This is a genomic window from Pseudoteredinibacter isoporae, from assembly GCF_011602085.1.
GTDB lineage: Bacteria > Pseudomonadota > Gammaproteobacteria > Pseudomonadales > Cellvibrionaceae > Pseudoteredinibacter > Pseudoteredinibacter isoporae.
On sequence record NZ_JAAONY010000002.1, the window covers coordinates 613,138 to 633,052 of the forward strand.

General features: G+C 49.5%; 19 protein-coding genes, 1 tRNA gene and 1 pseudogene. 8 read left to right on the top strand and 13 right to left on the bottom strand.

The window, feature by feature from the left end:
• Positions 1-37: 37 nt before the first annotated feature.
• From tusD to G8768_RS11160, 4 genes are read left to right on the top strand one after another with little or no spacing between them, the layout of a single operon-like run.
• On the top strand, positions 38-424 hold the full coding sequence (tusD, locus tag G8768_RS11145) for a sulfurtransferase complex subunit TusD (protein WP_166847071.1): 387 nt from the start codon (positions 38-40) through the stop codon (positions 422-424).
• A gap of 1 nt (position 425) precedes the next feature.
• On the top strand, positions 426-797 hold the full coding sequence (tusC, locus tag G8768_RS11150) for a sulfurtransferase complex subunit TusC (RefSeq protein WP_166847069.1): 372 nt from the start codon (positions 426-428) through the stop codon (positions 795-797).
• A complete protein-coding gene (gene tusB / locus G8768_RS11155) occupies positions 798-1,085 on the top strand; it encodes a sulfurtransferase complex subunit TusB (RefSeq protein ID WP_166847067.1) in 288 nt (95 codons plus the stop codon).
• A gap of 2 nt (positions 1,086-1,087) precedes the next feature.
• Positions 1,088-1,411, top strand: a complete 324-nt coding sequence (locus G8768_RS11160; RefSeq protein ID WP_341801000.1) for a TusE/DsrC/DsvC family sulfur relay protein — start codon at positions 1,088-1,090, stop codon at positions 1,409-1,411.
• A 32-nt stretch (positions 1,412-1,443) separates the two neighbouring features.
• On the opposite strand, the gene G8768_RS11165 is transcribed toward G8768_RS11160, so the two are convergent.
• Positions 1,444-1,869 carry a secondary thiamine-phosphate synthase enzyme YjbQ gene (locus tag G8768_RS11165; RefSeq protein WP_166847061.1) on the bottom strand — a complete coding sequence of 142 codons (426 nt, stop codon included), beginning with the start codon at positions 1,867-1,869 and terminating at the stop codon, positions 1,444-1,446.
• Between the two features lie 133 nt (positions 1,870-2,002).
• Here G8768_RS11165 and moeA point away from each other — a divergent pair, with 133 nt between their 5' ends.
• The gene (moeA, locus tag G8768_RS11170) at positions 2,003-3,253 is read left to right on the top strand and encodes a molybdopterin molybdotransferase MoeA (protein WP_166847059.1); all 1,251 of its coding nucleotides are present in this window, start codon (positions 2,003-2,005) and stop codon (positions 3,251-3,253) included.
• A 95-nt stretch (positions 3,254-3,348) separates the two neighbouring features.
• Positions 3,349-4,437 carry a tRNA (uridine(54)-C5)-methyltransferase TrmA gene (gene trmA, locus G8768_RS11175; RefSeq protein WP_166847057.1) on the top strand — a complete coding sequence of 363 codons (1,089 nt, stop codon included), beginning with the start codon at positions 3,349-3,351 and terminating at the stop codon, positions 4,435-4,437.
• A gap of 23 nt (positions 4,438-4,460) precedes the next feature.
• Here the strand turns inward: trmA and G8768_RS11180 are convergent, their stop codons facing one another.
• From G8768_RS11180 to G8768_RS11190, 3 genes are all read right to left on the bottom strand, one after another.
• Positions 4,461-4,922: a DUF2489 domain-containing protein gene (locus G8768_RS11180; RefSeq protein ID WP_166847055.1), complete on the bottom strand. Its 462-nt coding sequence runs from the start codon at positions 4,920-4,922 to the stop codon at positions 4,461-4,463.
• A 65-nt stretch (positions 4,923-4,987) separates the two neighbouring features.
• Complete coding sequence (locus G8768_RS11185; protein WP_166847053.1) at positions 4,988-5,944, bottom strand: AEC family transporter; 957 nt, start codon at positions 5,942-5,944, stop codon at positions 4,988-4,990.
• A 9-nt stretch (positions 5,945-5,953) separates the two neighbouring features.
• Positions 5,954-7,501 (bottom strand): DNA recombination protein RmuC, encoded by a 1,548-nt coding sequence (locus G8768_RS11190; RefSeq protein ID WP_243749486.1) that lies wholly within the window; start codon positions 7,499-7,501, stop codon positions 5,954-5,956.
• A gap of 228 nt (positions 7,502-7,729) precedes the next feature.
• Between G8768_RS11190 and G8768_RS11195 the strand changes: the two genes are divergently transcribed.
• Positions 7,730-8,149, top strand: coding sequence for a tetratricopeptide repeat protein (locus G8768_RS11195; RefSeq protein ID WP_166847051.1), 420 nt, complete (start codon positions 7,730-7,732; stop codon positions 8,147-8,149).
• A 185-nt stretch (positions 8,150-8,334) separates the two neighbouring features.
• Positions 8,335-8,631 (top strand): hypothetical protein, encoded by a 297-nt coding sequence (locus tag G8768_RS11200; RefSeq protein WP_243749487.1) that lies wholly within the window; start codon positions 8,335-8,337, stop codon positions 8,629-8,631.
• Between the two features lie 56 nt (positions 8,632-8,687).
• Here G8768_RS11200 and G8768_RS11205 read toward each other — a convergent pair whose 3' ends face one another.
• The 9 genes and pseudogenes from G8768_RS11205 to G8768_RS11245 form a co-directional block, all read right to left on the bottom strand.
• A complete protein-coding gene (locus tag G8768_RS11205) occupies positions 8,688-10,580 on the bottom strand; it encodes a SurA N-terminal domain-containing protein (RefSeq protein WP_166847049.1) in 1,893 nt (630 codons plus the stop codon).
• A 182-nt stretch (positions 10,581-10,762) separates the two neighbouring features.
• A pseudogene (locus G8768_RS11210) lies at positions 10,763-11,053 on the bottom strand (HU family DNA-binding protein); the annotation flags it as partial.
• A 277-nt stretch (positions 11,054-11,330) separates the two neighbouring features.
• On the bottom strand, positions 11,331-13,748 hold the full coding sequence (lon, locus tag G8768_RS11215; RefSeq protein WP_166847048.1) for an endopeptidase La: 2,418 nt from the start codon (positions 13,746-13,748) through the stop codon (positions 11,331-11,333).
• A 203-nt stretch (positions 13,749-13,951) separates the two neighbouring features.
• A complete protein-coding gene (gene clpX / locus G8768_RS11220) occupies positions 13,952-15,241 on the bottom strand; it encodes an ATP-dependent Clp protease ATP-binding subunit ClpX (RefSeq protein WP_166847046.1) in 1,290 nt (429 codons plus the stop codon).
• Between the two features lie 252 nt (positions 15,242-15,493).
• Positions 15,494-16,117: an ATP-dependent Clp endopeptidase proteolytic subunit ClpP gene (gene clpP / locus G8768_RS11225; RefSeq protein WP_166847043.1), complete on the bottom strand. Its 624-nt coding sequence runs from the start codon at positions 16,115-16,117 to the stop codon at positions 15,494-15,496.
• Positions 16,118-16,390: 273 nt separating this feature from the next.
• Positions 16,391-17,704, bottom strand: coding sequence for a trigger factor (tig, locus tag G8768_RS11230; protein ID WP_166847040.1), 1,314 nt, complete (start codon positions 17,702-17,704; stop codon positions 16,391-16,393).
• Positions 17,705-17,802: 98 nt separating this feature from the next.
• Positions 17,803-17,887, bottom strand: a tRNA-Leu gene (locus tag G8768_RS11235).
• Between the two features lie 177 nt (positions 17,888-18,064).
• Positions 18,065-19,441: a hypothetical protein gene (locus tag G8768_RS11240; RefSeq protein WP_166847036.1), complete on the bottom strand. Its 1,377-nt coding sequence runs from the start codon at positions 19,439-19,441 to the stop codon at positions 18,065-18,067.
• A gap of 26 nt (positions 19,442-19,467) precedes the next feature.
• Positions 19,468-19,863, bottom strand: a complete 396-nt coding sequence (locus G8768_RS11245) for a carboxymuconolactone decarboxylase family protein (RefSeq protein WP_166847034.1) — start codon at positions 19,861-19,863, stop codon at positions 19,468-19,470.
• Positions 19,864-19,915: the final 52 nt, after the last annotated feature.

The window sequence follows — 19,915 nt, forward strand, 5'->3', positions numbered from 1 at the left end:
GTGGGCATCTGCCCCATAATTTGCGAAAATCCCCCACATGAAATACCTCATCAATGTCTCTGCACCACCCAGTTCCCAAAGCAGCCTGAGCGCCCTGCGCTTTTGTCGTGCCCTCCTGAAACAGGAACATGAATTATTGCGAGTGTTCTTTTATGGTGAAGGCGTCTATAACGCGAATAGCTTGCTGAGCCCGCCGAGCGATGAAAACAATATGGAGCAGCTTTGGCGTGAATTCGCACAGACCCACAAGGTTGAGCTGGTAGTATGTATTGCTGCCGCTGTTCGCCGGGGCCTGCTTAATGAAGAAGAAGCACAACGCTACGACAAGCCCGCAAGTAATATTCAAGCCCCCTTTATTGTGAGCGGCCTGGGACAGTTGGTCGAAGCCTCTGTACTGGCCGATCGCACTATGACCTTTAGTTGATATGAGCCAGCCATCCCCAAAAAATATCGCACTGATTTGCCACCACTCGCCCTATGGCAGCGCCAAAGCCAGGGAGTTGATTGATGTTGCGTTGGCAGCCGCCGCGTTTGATCAAAATGTCAGCCTGATTTTTATGGGCGCCGGTGTTTTGCAGCTCAAAGATGGGCAAGACCCATCAAGCATCGAACAAAAAAATCTTGGCAAATTACTGAGCATGCTCGAACTGTATGACATCGAAAATATTTTCGCGCTCGACAGCGCTATCGAACAATTTGGCATGAAAGATGGAAGCCTGAGCGCAGCCGCAAAGGTCGTCGATGCCCAAAACATTGCCAATTGGCTGCAAGAACAGGATATCTGCGTGAGTTTATAAATGAGCAGCTTACATATTCTCAACACAGCAAATTCAGAGCCATGGCAGAGCTGCCAAACCCTCTGCCAGGCAGGTGACGCTATTGTTTTTTACGCCGATGGCGTTGCCCTCACGTTACAAGAAGAACGCTTGAGGGATTTGATCGACAAAGGTGTAAAGTGCTACGCCCTGCAGGACGATTGCCTCGCACGAGGATTAAGCCCCAAGCCCGATCTGCTTGAACTGATTGATTACGACATCTGGGTAAGTCTTAGCACTCAATATAAAAACAGTCCGAACTGGAGTTGACTGTGAAAACGCTTGCAGATTTGGAACGCGATAATGAAGGTTATCTTCTTAACGTCGATGACTGGAACCACGACATAGCCCTGGCCCTGGCCGCTGAAGAGTCCCTGGAATTAGAAGACGCTCACTGGGAAATCATTGAACTCCTGCGAGATTTTTACGAAGAATTCGAACAATCCCCCGCCATGCGCATTATGGTTAAGCAGGCCGCCAACAAACTTGGCAAAGAAAAAGGCAACAGCATTTATTTTATGCGCCTGTTCCCGGGCAGCCCCGCTAAAATTGCCAGCAAGGTGGCTGGCCTGCCAAAGCCCTTAAACTGCTTGTAGTACACCAGCCCACTTGGTTTTTATTTTCTGGCCTAACGGCCCTGGCCCTGCAGAGTTAACACCAACTGTCGACTTCCTCCATGATCACGATGCTCCCCCAAATAAATACCTTGCCAAGTTCCCAGTAGCAACTCGCCATCACCGACGGGTATCGACACACTGGAACCCAGCAAACTGCTTTTAATGTGGGCGGGCATATCATCACTGCCTTCATAGGTATGGCGGTAATACGGCTCATCTTCCTTTACAGCACGATTAAAGTAGCTTTCAAAATCCTGTCGCACAGTGGGGTCCGCATTTTCATTCAAGGTCAAGGAGGCCGAACTGTGTCGAATAAAAACGTGCAGCAAGCCCATTTCAACACTGGACAGTTCCGGTAATGCAGCCATCACTTCCTGTGTGACCAAATGAAAACCCCGCGACTTGGCTCTCAAACTGATTTCTTTTTGTACCCACATGAGATTGCACCCCATACTCAATTTCGCCATGTAGAATGCGGTCACTTTGACAATGGATCAGACCGATTTAAACAAAGGCCGTGTTTTTAATTTCTGCTACTATGGCTTTTATTTTACAAGAGCCGAATACCCTATGTCCTCTAGCGAAGTCACTTGCGAAGCTCCCAGCCTGAAACCCCTTGAGGATGCCCTGGCAGAGCTACTCGCATCCGTCGCCCCTCTGGATCGCCGCGAACTTCGCCAGATTCACGATACCCAGGATTGCATCCTCGCAGAAGACATTCACTCCAATATCGATGTACCCGGTTTTGATAATTCCGCAATGGATGGCTATGCCCTGCACATTGGTTCAGAACACGCGGAAGCCGGGGAAAACTTCAGGCTTGTCGGCCAGGCCTTCGCCGGCCAATCCCATCACGGCGCTGTAGCTCCGGGCGAGTGCATTCGCATTATGACGGGCGCCGAGGTTCCCAGTGACTGCAATGCAGTCGTTATGCAGGAACAGTGTTCTGTGGATGGCGATACGATTCACGTTCAAAACTCGGTCAAGCTTGGCAACAACATTCGCCTGCGCGGGAACGATATAGCCGAAGGCGACTCGGTCCTCAAACAGGGTCAGCGCCTGAATCCTGCAAAACTCGGCGTTTTGGCCTCCCTCGGCATCGCTGAGGTTCAGGTGTTCAAACCTTTAACGGTAGCCTTGTTTGCCAGTGGTGACGAGCTGCGTGCGCCTGATGAACCTCTCGATCCCGGCTGTATCTATGAAAGCAATCGCTTTGTGGTGCAAGGCATGTTGCAACGCCTTGGCATGAAGGTGATGAATCTGGGCATCATCAAGGATGACCCTGCGGCTCTGGAAGAGGCATTCCTGAAGGCAGCAGCTACTGCAGATGCCATTGTTTGCAGTGGCGGCGTATCGGTCGGTGATGCCGATCATACCAAGGATGTACTCGCCAAAGTCGGGCAGGTTGAGATGTGGAAACTGGCCATTAAGCCGGGCAAACCCTTTGCCTTCGGACGCGTTCAGGGAATCCCCTTCTTTGGTTTACCCGGGAACCCCAGCTCCGCCGCGATAACCTTCCACCAGCTGGCCCTGCCCTGTCTCTGCAAGCTGAATGGCGAACTGACACCCCACAGCCTAAGTTTGCAGCTCGCAGCCCCACAGGCCATCAGAAAGCGCTCTGGGCGTACCGATTTTCAACGAGGGGTACTGACTTACGACAATAATGGGCAGCTGCAACTGGAGGTTTTCAATCAACAGAGTTCAGGCATGCTCAGCACCCTGGCAGCCGCCAATTGCTATATCAAAATTGAACGCGAGCGCGGTGATGTTACTGCCGGAGAAGACATCGAGGTCATCCCCTTTGATCGCTGGATGATCTAGAGGCAGACAGCAAGACCGTATGCATGCCAACGCCCCAGCATGCATGTATAATCCCGCCTCCTTTTGATCTGCGAAATGAATGCGAGAATACGGCAATGTCAGTCCATCTAGTCCACCCAGAACGCTACCAGGAACAACTTCTGGAAAAGCAGCAACGGATAGAGGCCGATTTTGCCCCCTTTGACATTCCTAACGTAGAAGTCTTCCCTTCCGAGCCCGCCCACTACCGGCAGCGTGCTGAATTTAAGGCCTGGCATGAAGGCGATCAGCTTCACTATGCTATGTATGCTCAAGGGGAATACAAAAAACCCTACATTATCGACCGCTTTCCCGTCGCTTCGGAATACCTCAACGATTTGATGGCCGCTTTGCTGCCAAAGCTCAATGCCAGTGAGCTTCTTAAGCGTAAACTCTTTCAAATTGAATTTCTTTGCACCCAGGCCGGCGACGGATTAATCACTTTGATTTACCACAAAGCCCTGGATGAGCAGTGGCAAAAGGAAGCAATGCAACTGCAGGAAGCACTTGGCTGTAGCATTATGGGGCGCAGCAAGAAACAGAAGCTCGTACTCAGCCGCGACCACGTGTTTGAAACCCTCAATATCCATGGCAAGGCATTTCGCTACCAACAGGTGGAAAGCTCCTTTACCCAACCCAATGCGGGTATCTGCGAAAAAATGATCGAGTGGGCGATGGATTGCTGCCGCGAGAGCCAGGGCCACCTGATTGAACTGTATTGCGGAAACGGTAACTTCACCATTCCCCTGGCCCAGTGTTTTGACAAAGTTCTGGCGACTGAAATTTCAAAAACCTCGGTAAAATCAGCTCAGGAGAACATGCGCCTGAACAACACCGATAATATCCAAATAGCCCGAATGAGTGCCGAAGAATTTAGCCAGGCCATGGCCGGTGTACGCAGCTTTCGCCGACTGGAAGGAATTGATTTGAGCAGTTACGAGCTAAGCACCGTATTGGTAGATCCGCCACGAGCGGGACTGGATGAAGATACCGAAAAAATGGTCGCCGGATTTGACAACATTCTGTACATATCCTGCAACCCGGAAACACTTGCCCAAAACCTCAACACCCTGTGCAAAAGCCACAAGGTAGAACGTTTTGCGCTATTTGACCAGTTTCCCTACACCCACCATATTGAATGCGGTGTCTGGCTTAGTAAACGTTAAATCGCCTTGACGATATCCGGATATTAAAAGTTCTTATTGAGCAGCTGCTTGGCGGAATCCATAACCAAATCACGGTAATCCGCCTCAAGGGCCTCACGCTGCTGATCAAATGCCAGACGCTGTTTCAGTGGCAGCTTTTTCCATTCTTCCAGAATTGGAATATGCGCAGTCGCCTCTGCCAGCTTAAACAGAGAGGAGTATGGGGTTAACACTTCTTCAGAAAGCCCCAGGCTTTGCAGCAATACCGACAAGCGCATCGCTCCCTCAGTCAGGGTCATTTGATCACTCCCCATCGCCGCCGCAATCACCTGAATGCTTTTATTGATGCGATCACGTTGCTTATCGGCTTCAACCTGAAGCGCTTTCAGCTGGGCTTCCCGGCGCTTTTCCTGTTCGCGCAATTGCCAATGCAGATAAATCGCGTAAGCAGCCAATGCAATAACAATCAATACCGCAACGGACAAGAGAAGAGCTAAAAGAGACATGGAAAAACCGTAAAAATGAGTCGTTTAAAAACAAAGTAACATTGTGTCATAAATCGCGCCGCGAATCAGTTTGCGAATACAAACAGGTTTAACAAGGCAAAACCAATGCTCACGCTGAACAAGGAGCCTATCGTCGTCGCGGCGATAAAGTTAGCCGTTAAGCGGGCATCACCGCCCATCGCAGCCACCATAACAAAACTGGCACTCGCGGTTGGTGCTGATAAAAGCAAGAAAGTGATACCCACTTCCATATCGGAATAACCAAGCTGCCAAACCAGCAATACGGCCAGAACCGGCATCAGCAATAGTTTAAAAAACACCACCAGGCCCAGAGCAAAACCATGACGCGTATCAGATCCGGACTTCAAACTTAAACTCGCGCCAATACATAACAATGCCAATGGAAGGGTTATTTGAGCAAGGTAGGAACCACCCTGTTTCACAAACTCGGGAACGACATTGGCGATTGGATTACAGGCAATCCCCGCCACAATGGCAATGATCAGTGGGTTTTTCGCGATACGCTTGAGCAGCATCCAAATAGAACTGCGAGATGAAGCTGACAGGTGTTTCTCAAGCGTGATCACCGACAAAATGTTGTACGCAATCGTTAAAAAAGCGACGATAACCGCCGCCCGGGCGACACCTTCATCACCGTAAGCTCCCGCACAAAATGACAACCCAATAAACGCCAGATTGCTGCGAAAGCTGGACTGACAAAACTCTCCGGCACAAGGCTGTAAAGCAGGAACAAGCTTCACCAGAAGCTCAAGAAACAAGTAAAAACCAACGGTAAACAAGAGCAAGCTGAGGCTCAAACCAGGCGACAAAAAGCCCGCAATATCCGTATCCAGCAAAGTGAAAAAGAATAGACAGGGCAGAAAAAGGTAGAACACCAGTTCCGATGCCTTACTCACAAAGGCATCGTCGAGAAATTTAAAAAACTTCAGCAAAAGCCCTAACAGCACCAACAAAAAGACCGGTGCTGTTGCGGCAAACGCCAGGGTAAAAGCCGATAACATAGATAGGGTTCACGAGTTCTTTTCGGTGTCGGACAAGGAACCCTCAATCGCCGTCAACGGTGCGACGGAATCCACCTCATTGGAATCCAGATCTTCCAGATAGCTATCCGGCAGGGTTTTCTTGGTTTTCGCACCAAGCTTTTGAATGTCCTGACTGCGCTTGATCAGATTACCCCGCCCGGAGGCCAGACGCTTACGGGTCAACTCATAGGCCGTTTGGGTTTTATCCAGTTGTTTACCCAGATCTTCCAATGACTGGAGCATCAAGACGAACTGATCATGCAAGGCCCCCGCTTGATCGGCAATTTTCTGGGCATTCTTGTGTTGCTTTTCATGGCGCCAGAGATTTTCCACCGTGCGTAAGGAAGCCAGCAATGTCGTTGGGCTCACCAGAACAATATGCTTGTTGTAGGCGTCCTGGAAAAGTCGACTATCGGCCTGAAGTGCAGCCATAAACGCGGCTTCGACAGGAATGAACAGGAACACGAAATCCAGACTTCGAATACCTTCAAGTTTTTCGTATTCCTTCAGGCTCAAACCCGAAATATGATTGCGGATGGACTGCACATGTTTCTTCAAATACAGAGCCTTTTCCTGTTCATCGTCGGAAGAACAATAGGCTTCATAGTCGAGCAGAGACACCTTCGAATCGATAACAATATCTTTTTCCTGGGGCAGCCGGATTAAGACATCCGGATAACGCCTATCCCCTTCTACCGTCTGCAAAGACAACTGGGTTTCATACTCTCGCCCACGCTGAAGGCCGGATTCTTCCAAAAGGCGCTCCAGCACCAGTTCTCCCCAATTACCCTGGGTTTTGGATTCCCCTTTCAGAGCCTTAGCCAAGTTAATCGCATCGTTACCAATCTGCTGGGTTTGCTTTTGCAGCTCGGAAATTTTACCCGCCAGCATATGTCGCTCGGCACTTTCTTTTTCGTGACTGGCTTCAACTTTCGCCTTGAACTCTGTCAGCTGGCTTTTTAAGGGATTGAGTAACTGCGTGAGTGATTGCTGGCTGTCATCGTTGAAGCGCTTGGCCTGTTGCTCGTAGATTTTGGCCGACAGTGCCTCAAACTGAGTCATCATCTGCTGACGGCTTTGCTCAACAAAAGCCATTTGAGATTGATGATGTTCTTTCTGCTCATGCAGTTTTGTTTCTGTACTTGAAAGGCTGGCCTGCAAGCGTACCAATTGCTGCTCTTTCTCAGGCATTACTGAAAGCTGCTGCTCCAGCATTTCCAGCTTCTGCTTAGACTGAACCAATTGCAGTTGCAGCTGATGTTTTTCCTGAGCCAGTTCTTTATTCTCAAGCAGCATTTGCTCCGACTCTTTGCCCAGTTGCATCAATTGCAGCTGCAAAGCGTCATGCTTAGCGAGATCTTGTTCTCTTTGCGCTTCAAACTGCTGCTGTCGTTCGAGCTGACGGGTTTCTTCGAGTCGTTGAGACACTCGATTGCGCCAGAGGCGCCAAAGCAAAAGCACCAACAAAAACACTGCCGCCGAAAAGAATACCAAGTGGCTTGGCCAGCCAAGAATTTGCATGGGTATTAGCTTCATTTGCTTCCTATTTCTTCACTATCATCGCTGCGTTACCATTGACGCGCTTTCAGATGCTCAACAAGCATCTACACCACTGGGTGCTCTGTTTTTCATTATGGGCGCTAGTATACCTCAGCTCGCTTTGCATGTTGCGCCAAAGCCAATACAATAGCCCCAGGCCAAGCGCATTTAAACGGCTTTTGCTCACAAATAAGACCAAAGACACAAAAATCGAATTGCTAAACTATGAGTCTGGATTCCAATATTGCCCACCAAATAGAAGAGCTCTGTGACCGTGGCTACCAACTCTACGATGAGCAATCTTACGAGGCCGCTTTGCGCGTCTTTTATCAGGCCTGGTTAAAACTCCCCAAACCCCAAGCCCAATATCAGCAAGCAGCCTGGGTACTAACCGCCATAGGCGACAGCTATTACAAATTGTCCAACTACAGCCAGAGCATTGAAGCGCTGAATTCCGCACTGCATTGCCCCGGGGGACAGCTGGCCTTTATTCACACCCGCCTGGCCCAGGCCTATTATGAATCCGGCGACAAAAACAGCTCGGCTGAGCACTTCCAAAAGGCCGAGGAAATGGACCCCAAACAGACTCAAAAGCTCGCGCCAAAATACCGCCTCTTCATCAAAAACAACCGCCTCAAACGCTGAGCCGCTGACTTTTCGTCAGTTTTAGCCTGTAAAAATCTGCGCTTTTACCACTCGTCAATCGAAGCTCCAATCTAGCTGGATATGAGCCCATCAGCTGCTATTTTTTGATTAAGCAAAGATTTGTTTAACAACATCTGTAGCATGGATGCCATGTATGACTCCAGGAGCATTTAACGAGGCCCGTTATGAAGAAAACAACAACCGCTATCGCCTTTAGCGCATTTATTATGATCTCTCAGCCGGGGTGGAGCGCGTGCAGCGAACCATCACAACCCAATCTCCCAGATCCATCAACCGCAGTAACTCCGGAAATGGTGAAAGCTAAAAAAGAAGTTAAGCAGTATCTTGCTGATGCTGACCGCTACTTGAACTGCAAGCGCCTGAACACTCGCCAGCACAACGCTATGGTCGATAAGATGCAGGCATTGGCGAATAACTTTAACCAGATTATTCGACAGTACAAAGAACGTCAGGGCAGCTGATCCCTGTTGATACCAGACATAAAAAAGGCCAGCTTAGCTGGCCTTTTTTATTGATCTTAAATGCTGCCGTTATTATCGAAGACTTCGATTTCGGCATCTGCTCTAAGCTGCTCTTGGAACGCCGAGAAATCCCGACGCGCTTCAGCTTGTTCCAGCTGAGCGGAGAGTTGCTGCTTTTCATTTTTGTTGATGTCATCTGCACTTAACTCAGTCACACCATTCAACTGAATCAATTGCAAATCACCGTTAGCCAATGACAACTCATCAAAGGCCGGGAACGCTGTCGCCTTCATCGCGAATACAGCCTTCAGCAGCTGCTGCTCAACCTGAAAGTTATCCTTGCGTGAGGCGAGTACAACATTCCAGGTGTAGGATTTCTCTTTGGCCAATGCTTCCAGGTCACCGCCTGTCGCAACGGCATCTTCCAGCTCTTTCGCAGCGAGCTGCTGACGCCCAAGAATGGTAGCGTTGGTTAACTTGCTGACAATCTCTTCCTTAACCTCATCCAAAGGCTTTACGGCAGGCGCTTTGTAATCAACCACCTTAACAATCGCTACCTGAGTATCCGACAACTCGATCGGGTCGCTGGTCTGACGATCTTTCAGTACCTGATCCGAGAAAATCGCTTCCAAAACCTTCGGGTGGGACAGAAGACCTTCAGAACCGGAACGACTCAACCAGACACTGCTCTGCATATCCAGGCCCAGCTGGCCGGCGACATCGGTCAGATCTTCAGCGTTATACGCCAACTCTTCCAACTCGGGGGCCAACTCTTCAAACTCAGCCATAGCTTTGTCGCGCACCAGACGCTCGCGGATTTCGTCCTTCATGGAATCGTAGCTTGGCGCTTCAGGGGCGTCGATTTCCAACAACTTGATGAAATGAACACCGGCCTCCGTCGTAACAGCCTGGGAAACTTCGCCTTCCTGCATGCCCGCCAGAGCAGCTTCGAAGGCCTCAGGGAAGGTAGCACCGTCGGTAAAGCCCAGATCACCACCCTGTTCTGCACTCAGAATGTCGTCACTGTAGGTCTTGGCAAGGGCTTCAAAGGCCTCACCCGCGTCCAACTTGGCCTGGATCTCATCCGCTTTAGCCTGGTCGATACCATCACCCAGATCCTCAAGCAGAATATGCGCCGCACGACGACGCTCCGAACCTTCGAATACGGAGATTTCCTGCTCGTGCTGGGCACGAATATCTTCTTCAGCCACATCGATATTCTTAGCCAGCTCATCAACGTCCAGAGCTACCAGTTGTGCTTTAACCTGCTCTGGGCCCATATATTGGGCGGAGTTATTCTGGTATTCCGCGTCGATTGCTGCCTGATCCGGTGCAGCGCCTTCTGAAAACAGGTCTTTAGGAAGGGTTACAAAATAGAAGTCACGGGTTTGACCAGCGCGTACCAGAGTACTGGTCAATTCCGCATCGGTCGCAAATGCTGTCAGGCTGATGCCCTGACGCAGCTGCGCACCAATCAATTCATCCTGCAGCACTTTTTTATAACTTGTCGGGGTGTAACCCAGACTCGCCAAACGCTGGCGATACAGCTGCGGGGAAAACTTGCCATCAACCTTGAAGGCTTCTTCAGCCAACAACAACTGATCAATGCGCGCATCGGAAATCGCAATGCCACTATCACGAGCCGAAATGATTTCCAATTTCTGAGAAATCAATTGCTCCAGAACCGGCGTTCTCCAACGCTCGTCGGTCAGGAATTCGGCAGGCAGCTGATCACCAAAGCGGTTAACCATTTGCTGCTTCTGCATGGCAATTGCACGAGTTAATTCGGTATCGGTGATGGCTTCGCCATCAACCTGTGCCGCTTCACCCTGGTTCGAGTTCGTCGTAAATAGGGAATCAACACCAAATAAAACAAATGGAATTGAAATCAACACAACAAGGACAACAGCGAATATTCCTTGAAGCTTGTTACGAAAACTCTGAATCATGGTCAAGCCTGCTTTATTCTTTCTTGGTTTTTTGCCACAAACCGTGGCATTTAATGGAGGTTTTACAAACAGAAAAGGCGCGCTCTTAATAAGCACGCCTTTCTTGCTAGCTAAACCCCAATGTCAACATCCTGATATTTGATGAATGCTTTTGATATTTGGGTTTAACGAAAGCACTCGACTTAGTTAACTGCGTCTTTCAGTGCTTTACCCGCTTTGAAGCTTGGGATTTTAGCCGCTGCGATTTCGATTGGCTCACCAGTTTGTGGGTTGCGGCCAGTACGAGCAGCGCGATCTTTAACAGCGAAAGTACCGAAGCCAACCAATACAACCTGGTCACCCTCTTTCAAAGCACCAGTTACACTGTCTACCATCGCGTCCAAGGCACGGCCAGCAGCAGCTTTAGGAATGTCAGCAGATGCTGCAATAGCTTCGATTAATTCAGATTTGTTCACAATAACCCCTCTTACATTACTCGGTCGGTACGGTCTCTAAGAACGTTACATATTCGTTCAGAATCCCGTTCTGGAATCTCTTTCTTTTATCAGCAGCCCGCACGGGGCAAGCGAATAGCGATTTATACCAAAGCCCCGTCGGACGGGTCAAGGACGGCGTTATTAAATTTACAAAGCCGAGCAATTTATAATCAAATTGCTTCACATTCACCGAATTTCGCCGCTCAAACTGAACCCCAAATGAACGCAGGGCTCAGTTCGAACAACTGATGCTGATTATTTTTTAAACGCCACCTTAGTGGGTTTTGGCTTGCTCATGCTTGTGAGTGTTCGCCAGCTTCTCGCGCAGTTTGGCGTACTCTTCATCACTGTACGGTTTGGGTGAATTCTGCAGTGCAACTTCCAGCACCTCATCAATCCATTTCACCGGAATAATGTCGAGATCAGCCTTGATATTGTCGGGAATTTCCTTCAAATCACGCTCATTGCCAGCAGGAATCACTACGGTCTTGATGCCCCCACGATGTGCAGCAAGCAGTTTTTCCTTCAATCCACCAATACGCAGCACTTCGCCGCGCAGGGTAATTTCACCGGTCATGGCCACATCGGCCTTCACCGGAATATTGGTGTATACCGAAACCAGGGCCGTCGCCATGGCGATACCCGCACTCGGGCCGTCCTTAGGTGTCGCGCCTTCTGGCACGTGGATATGAATGTCAGAGGTCTCATGGAAGTCTGGCAAAATACCCAAATTCTGGCTGCGAGCACGCACGACCGTTGTCGCCGCCTGGATTGACTCCTGCATCACATCACCCAGAGAACCGGTTTTCACCATGCGTCCTTTACCCGGTACCGTAGAAGCCTCGATGGTCAGCAACTCACCACCCACCTGGGTCCAGGCCAAACCAGTGACCTGCCCGACCTGGTTTTGCTCATCGGCAACACCAAAGTCAAAGCTGCGTACACCCAGGTAATGCTCAAGCTTACTGGCGTCGATGCTGACGCGACCTTTGACTTCCGCTTTTACCAATTCCTTCACAACCTTGCGACACAGCTTGGCCACTTCTCGGTCCAAACCACGCACACCCGCTTCGCGCGTGTAGTAGCGAATCACATCGCGCACAGCGTCCGACTCAATGCTCAGCTCAGCCTCTTTCAGACCATTCGCCTTCATTTGCTTTGGAATCAAGTAACGCTCAGCAATATTGACCTTTTCGTCTTCGGTGTAACCCGGCAGACGAATAACCTCCATACGATCCAGCAATGGTCCTGGAATATTCATGGAGTTTGACGTACAAACAAACATGACATCGGAAAGATCGTAATCCACTTCAAGGTAGTGGTCGTTAAAGGCTTTATTTTGTTCGGGGTCTAACACTTCCAACAATGCAGAGGCGGGGTCGCCACGATGATCCATCCCCATTTTGTCGATTTCATCCAGTAAAAACAGCGGGTTTTTAACACCGGCTTTGGAAATCTTTTGAATCAGTTTACCGGGTAGAGAACCAATATAGGTACGACGGTGCCCGCGAATTTCGGCTTCATCTCGCACGCCACCCAAGGCCATACGCACATATTCGCGATTGGTTGCGCGCGCTATGGATTCACCCAGTGAGGTTTTACCAACACCCGGAGGACCAACCAGACACAGCACCGGTCCTTTGATTTTTTTCACGCGTTTTTGAACGGCAAGATATTCCAGAATGCGCTCTTTGACTTCTTCGAGACCATAGTGATCATCGTTAAGAATTTTTTCAGCGCGCACTAAATCGTGTCGAACCTTGCTGCGTTTTTTCCACGGGAGATTGACGATCCAATCGAGATAAGAGCGCACCACAGAAGCTTCCGCCGACATCGGTGACATCAACTTCAACTTGGAAAGCTCGGACATGGCCTTTTGTTCGGCCTCCTTGCTCATACCACTCTCGCCGATTTTTGTCTCCAGCTCTTCGACTTCGTTCGGCTCATCGCCCATGTCGCCCAGTTCTTTTTGAATGGCCTTCATCTGCTCATTCAAATAGTACTCGCGCTGGCTTTTTTCCATTTGTTTTTTAACGCGCCCACGGATGCGTTTTTCAACCTGGAATAAATCAGATTCGGCTTCCATCAAAGCCAGCAAGTGCTCAATACGCACTTGGATGTCGGCGATTTCAAGGATTTCCTGTTTCTGCGGAAGCTCCAGGGTCATATGAGCGGCAATGGTGTCCGCAAAACGCCCGGGCTCATCGATTCCCGACAGCGAAGTCACCACCTCGGCCGGAATCTTCTTGTTCATGTTTACATACTGCTCGAACTGCGCCATTGCGGTACGAATAAGCACGTCCGCAGAACGCTCTTCGATATCATCAACAGGCAGAGCTTCGACTTCAACCAGGTAGTGATTTCCGTCTTCGCGCATGGATTTGATGGATGCACGACTGGAACCCTCAACCAACACTTTTACCGTGCCATCCGGGAGCTTCAGCAGCTGCAGAACCGACGCGATGGTACCCACCTCATAGATGCCCTCCAGAGTGGGATCATCTTCGCCAGCGTCTTTCTGGGCAACGAGCATGACCTGCTTATCAGCCGCCATCGCGATCTCAAGGGCCTCGATGGACTTTTCCCGGCCAACAAACAGGGGAACCACCATATGGGGATAAACCACTACATCACGCAATGGCAATAGTGGCAATTCGAGGGAATTGGCGCTTACTTCACTGCTCTGTTCCATTTATGCCTCTTTGGAATCTGTACTTCATTTCACCACTAGCTCCACAGCGCACCTGAAAGCGCCGGGCTTTTGGCCTTATATTGCTATCATTGGGGCATGTCTGCAAATTACAAGCCAGCTGCCTGTTTTGTGATAGATTTATTGAACTGGCATAAAAAAAGGGGTGATATGTCACCCCTTTTTCGTACTCTTTAGACTGTCGCTTACTCTTCAGCAGCTGCGGCCTGATCGTTGGTCTCATAGACCAGCAAAGGCTCGGACTCACCCTTAATCACAGATTCATCCACCACCACTTTCACCACATTGTCCTCTGAAGGAATTTTATACATGGTATCCAGCAGCACAGATTCCATGATCGAACGCAGGCCACGGGCACCAGTCTTGCGTACCATAGCTTTGTTGGCAACAGCCTCCAGGGCATCCGGGCGGAAGTCGATCTCGACGTCTTCCATTTCAAACAGTTTATTGTACTGCTTGGTCAGAGAGTTCTTCGGCTCAGTCAGAATCTGAACCAAAGCGGCAATATCCAGCTCTTCCAGTGTTGCGATAACCGGCAAACGGCCAACAAATTCCGGAATCAAACCGTACTTCACCAGATCTTCCGGCTCCAATTCATGCAGGGTTTCGCCAAAATCTTTATCGTCGGACTTGCTCTTCACTTCAGCTGAGAATCCGATACCGCCCTTCTCGGATCGGTCGCGAATGACTTTATCCAAGCCGGCAAAAGCACCACCACAGATAAACAGAATATTGGAGGTATCAACCTGCAAGAACTCCTGTTGCGGATGCTTACGACCACCCTGAGGCGGCACAGAAGCCACAGTGCCTTCGATCAGTTTCAACAGAGCCTGCTGAACGCCCTCACCGGACACATCACGGGTGATAGAAGGGTTATCAGATTTGCGGGAAATTTTATCGATCTCATCGATGTAGACAATACCACGCTGGGCCTTATCGACATCGTAATCGCATTTCTGCAGCAACTTCTGGATGATGTTTTCAACATCTTCACCAACGTAACCAGCCTCGGTTAAAGTAGTTGCATCGGCAATTGTAAACGGTACATTCAACAGACGAGCGAGGGTTTCCGCCAACAGGGTCTTACCGCTACCCGTCGGGCCCACCAGCAAAATATTACTTTTGCTCAGCTCAACTTCGTCTTTGTCTTTTTTCTTCTCGCCAATCTGCAGGCGCTTGTAGTGGTTATACACCGCCACGGCCAGCACTTTCTTGGCTCGCTTCTGACCAATTACGTATTGATCCAGAATAGAAGAGATTTCCTGGGGAGTTGGTAAAGTATCAGAGTTGCCCTCTACCGCAGCCTCTTGAATTTCCTCACGAATAATGTCGTTACACAGGTCGACACATTCATCGCAAATAAATACCGAAGGGCCGGCGATCAGCTTGCGGACTTCATGCTGGCTTTTACCACAGAATGAACAATACAGCAGTTTGCCGTTGTCATCCCCATTTTCATTTGTGTGATCGGTCATCAAACCACTCCACTATTGACCTTGTCATTATGGCCCTTTCTAAGCGGGAAAGTTTCCCAGCCGGGTCGCTCGAAGCCACCTGTCCGGTACAGGCGCGCCTGGGGCGTCAACGATATACCGAATCTCCTGCCGGAGCTTGCCATAATATGTGTTCGTACAGACAAGATGAGTGCTTTCACTAGCTTTTTCAAGCCCACCTTGAACTGTGATAGATAATTGGCGCCTTATTCAACACATCTTAACAGATGCAGATTAACGTGCGCTCAACACTTGGTCGACCAAGCCGTATTCCTGAGATTCTTCCGCACTCATAAAGTTATCGCGCTCGGTGTCCTCAGCTATTTGATCGACCGATTTACCCGTATTTTTAGCCAGGATTTCATTCAAACGCTGTCGAATCTTCAAAATTTCCTGAGCCTGGATGTGGATATCGGTCGCCTGCCCCTGTGCACCACCACTTGGCTGGTGAATCATGGTACGGGCATTTGGCAGGCAATAACGCTTGCCTTCCGCACCAGAACTCAACAGGAAAGAGCCCATGCTGCAGGCCTGACCGATACACATGGTGCTGACATCCGGCTTGATAAACTGCATGGTGTCATAAATAGACATACCCGCAGTTACTGAACCACCGGGTGAATTGATGTACAGGTGAATGTCTTTATCGGGGTTTTCCGCTTCCAGAAACAACAATTGAGCGACAACCAGATTCGCCATGTGGTCTTCTACTTGACCCACCAGGAAAATAACCCGCTCTTTTAACAGACGCGAGTAGATGTCATAGGATCGCTCTCCACGAGACGTTTGCTCTACCACCATAGGTACCAGACCACTGGCGACAGGAGATAGCGGGTTAATTGTGTCGATACTGGACATTGTGTTATCAGATTCCTTATTACCTGGCGAGCCCGAAAATGGTCGCCTGATTAACTGATTGGCGGGAATTTAGTTGCCAATGATTCTTATATATCGGCCTTGGTAGCGCACACTGAAGCCCTGTACGATACCGGCAATCATCTACTCTGAGCTTAACTGCAAGATCGCAAGTATGCCAGTTTTCAGTCGATAAAATTCAATTCTGCCTAAAGCTTAAACAAAAACGCCGGCATAATGCCGGCGCTTTGATCATTAAACGATCTAAGAGGTTAATCAGGCTTGCTCAGCAGGCTTAATCACTTCTTCATAATCGCTCTTAACTTCTTCTACTTTGGCTTTTTCCAGAATGTGATCAACCACTTGATCTTCCAGTACGGCTGATTCTACACCCGCCAGCAATTCGCGGTTACTGTAGTAGTAGTTAACAACTTCTTCAGGGTCCTGATAAGTAGAAGCCATTTCTTCAACCATTGCTTTAACGGCATCGGCATCAACTTTCAGCTCTTCCTTCTTAACCAGCTCACCAACAATCAAGCCCAACGCAACACGACGCTCGGCCTGCTCATTGAACATGTCGTCTGGAAGAATGGATTTCAGATCCATGTTTTCTGCGGCGCCACCAAACTGCTGCATCATTTGACCGCGCAACGCATCAATCTCGGAAGCAACCAGAGCTTTTGGCAGGTCAACGCTGTTAGCATCCAGCAGACCGTCCATTACCTGGGTTTTCACCTTGTTCTTGGCCGCGTTTTTCAGTTCACGTTCCATATTGTTGCGAACTTCTTCGCGGAACTTGTCTTCGCCACCATCTTCTACGCCGTACTTCTTGAAGAACTCTTCATCCATTTCTGGCAATTCCAGAGCGGCAACCTGATTCACTTTAACAGTGAACTGCACAGCAGCACCTTTCAATTCTTCGGCGTGGTAATCTTCAGGGAACGTCAGATCCAGAACGTGCTCTTCGCCTTTTTTGGCGCCAATCAAGCCGTCTTCAAAACCCGGGATCATGCTGTTGGAACCCAGAACCAATTCCTGACCTTCAGCCTTACCACCTTCGAACTCTTCACCGTCTTTGGTGCCAACGTAGTCGATGTTCAAACGGTTTTCTTTAACCGCCTTACGACGAACGTTTTTGAACGTACCCTGTTGCTTACGCAGAGTTTCGATCATAGTGTCGATATCTTTATCAGTCACCTCGGCAACAGGCTTGTTGACCGCGATGCTGGATACGTCAGCCAGTTCAACTTCTGGGTATACTTCAAAGGTCGCTACAAATTCGATATCTTTGCCTTCGCCCATTTCTTTAGGCTCAATGCTTGGCTGACCAGCAGGGTTAACACCTTCCTGCTGAACCGCCTCGTAGAAGCTGCGGCTCATCACTTCACCGATTACTTCCTGGCGAACACCCGCACCGAAACGCTGCTTAACCACTTTCAAAGGGACTTTACCTTTGCGGAAGCCGTTCAGGTGAACGGTTTTAGCGGCCTGCTTTAGGCGATTTTCAACTTCGCTATCGACTTGCTCAGCTGGCACGCCTACCGTTAAGCGACGCTCTAAACCAGTAGTTGTTTCGATTGAAACCTGCATGATGTTCCTCTCACAATGAGCGCTTGCGCCATCGGGGAGCGCTGAACGCAAAAAAGCCTTAGGGCAACTCCCTAAAGCCAATAATCTCTAGAAAAATATGGTGCGGACGGAGAGACTTGAACTCTCACACCTTGCGATACTAGAACCTAAATCTAGCGCGTCTACCAATTCCGCCACGTCCGCATTACTTTGTGGGCTCTCGCTTCAAAAGCCGAGCTCTAATTAGCACCTAAGCCATTGATTTAAAACACTAAAATGCCCAAATCAAAACTGCCCTGTGCCAAAGGGGTGCTAATACTGCCACACTCTTTTGAAGGGATCAACACAATGGCTGAATTTTTCCCTAAGTTGAGGGGATTTTCACGGCAAGGGCCGGCTTAGCAGGGCGATAGCCCCCTTCTCTGCCTGGAGATTCACCGCATTCTGATGCAAGCCTTGCCACAGAGGCAAACAGGCGCCCTCTTCGGCTTGCAGGTTTATCGTTGAAGACTCACCGGACAGGGTCATCGTGTGAAGTGCCAACATCAACACATTGCCGGCAGGATGATTTTCAAAATGGGATTGAACAGACAGCAACTGCTCCAAAATTGGGGCTACAGCAACACAAGCCGTTTTAAGGAAGCGCAATCGATACACTTCAAAATCATCAAAGGACACTATGCGCTCAACTTCCAGATTTGCAGCGAGGCCTTCATTCAGAGGGCAGACATCAAATGTTTCCTTAGAATCGAATGCCGGAGCCTGCATCAACATCGAAAGCGCCTGCTCTGTATCCCAATGAGACTGGGTCAGCACCTGCTGACGAAAAGACAGAATTAAACGCTCATAGACCGGCGTCTGGAACTCCACTACTCGAACTCCGTGCAGTAATCCGTGGGGTAACATTTTTGGCACTTTGATAACGTCACCCAAACGCAAAGCTCGCTTGGCGATGTAACTGGACATATCTCTGGCCAGTGAGGCTTCCCTTTGCTGCAACGCCTGAGGTAAAGCCAAAAGCATATTTTGTTTCTCTGTCTCGCTTAAAAGCTCAACAGAAGCATCCGCGGACAAGCTTCGTAATTCTGCATCAATTTCCTGTCGCACCGCCTCATAAGCTTTCACCGAGGAAAGATACGAACCTTTAAATTCTTCAAAGCTCGCGAACTCCTGTTGCTTCCTTTCGCAAAACCCAAAACGCATTTCAGCGACGCCATTAGGCCAGGCTTGTTCGTCAATGTGGCTGACCACATAAACTTCCTGCTTCTCCTCATGCATTTCAAAATAGAGTTCGCCCAACAATTCACTGGAAAAGGGAGCCAGCACTTTTAACAGATTCAGTGCCGAAGCCCGACCGAGTAACTGAGGAAACAGATGCAACAACAGCGGAACCGGAATACCATGCTGCTCAGCGCTGGCGGCAAAATGACACACACCTCGCTGCTCGTAGGCGCTATACCAGATTTCTTTCCCCCAAGGCTTGGGGATACTCACCGTTTTCAGAAACCACGGGCCATCAACCGCGATACGTTCAGCTGCTCGCAAGGTTTCAAGTTCAGGCCCCGAACCTTCGAGAATTGATAACTGCCAACGACCTTGCTCTAAAAAGAGTCGCGCAGAATAGGATTTTGCCCGGGCATTTACGTCCGAATCAGAAAGCGCATCCGAAAACTCAAAACAAAAAACGTATTCATTGTTTTGTGCTTCGCGAAGACACTTGGCGATATGCTCGGCAGGATGCTGAACCACTGGAAACATACAGGCGTAACCCTTTACTCGGCTTCTTACTCGGCGTCAGCTTGCTGAGCTTTTTCAAACTCTTCAATGACTTCGCGAGCGGAACGAAACGCTTCAAGGCTCGCTGGCGCACCGATGTAAGGAACCGCATGCAGTAAAACCCCGCGAATCTCTTCAACCGAACAACCATTTCTCAAGGCACCGCGCACATGACCTTTCAATTCATTGGAACATTTCATGGCCGCCAGCATGGCGATGGTTACCAAACTACGAGTAGCGCGGGGTAAATCGTCGCGATCCCACACAGTCCCCCAGGCAGTTTCCATCACCAGTTCCTGCAAAGGAGCATCGAAGTCGTTGCTGTTGTTCAGGGCGCGATCAACAAATGGGTCACTCATTACTTCCCGGCGAATTTCTTCACCACGCTGGCGTCTGGTCTTCATAAACGGTCTCTTATATTCGTGCTATGGTTTTGTACTTTGTTTGTACATTGCT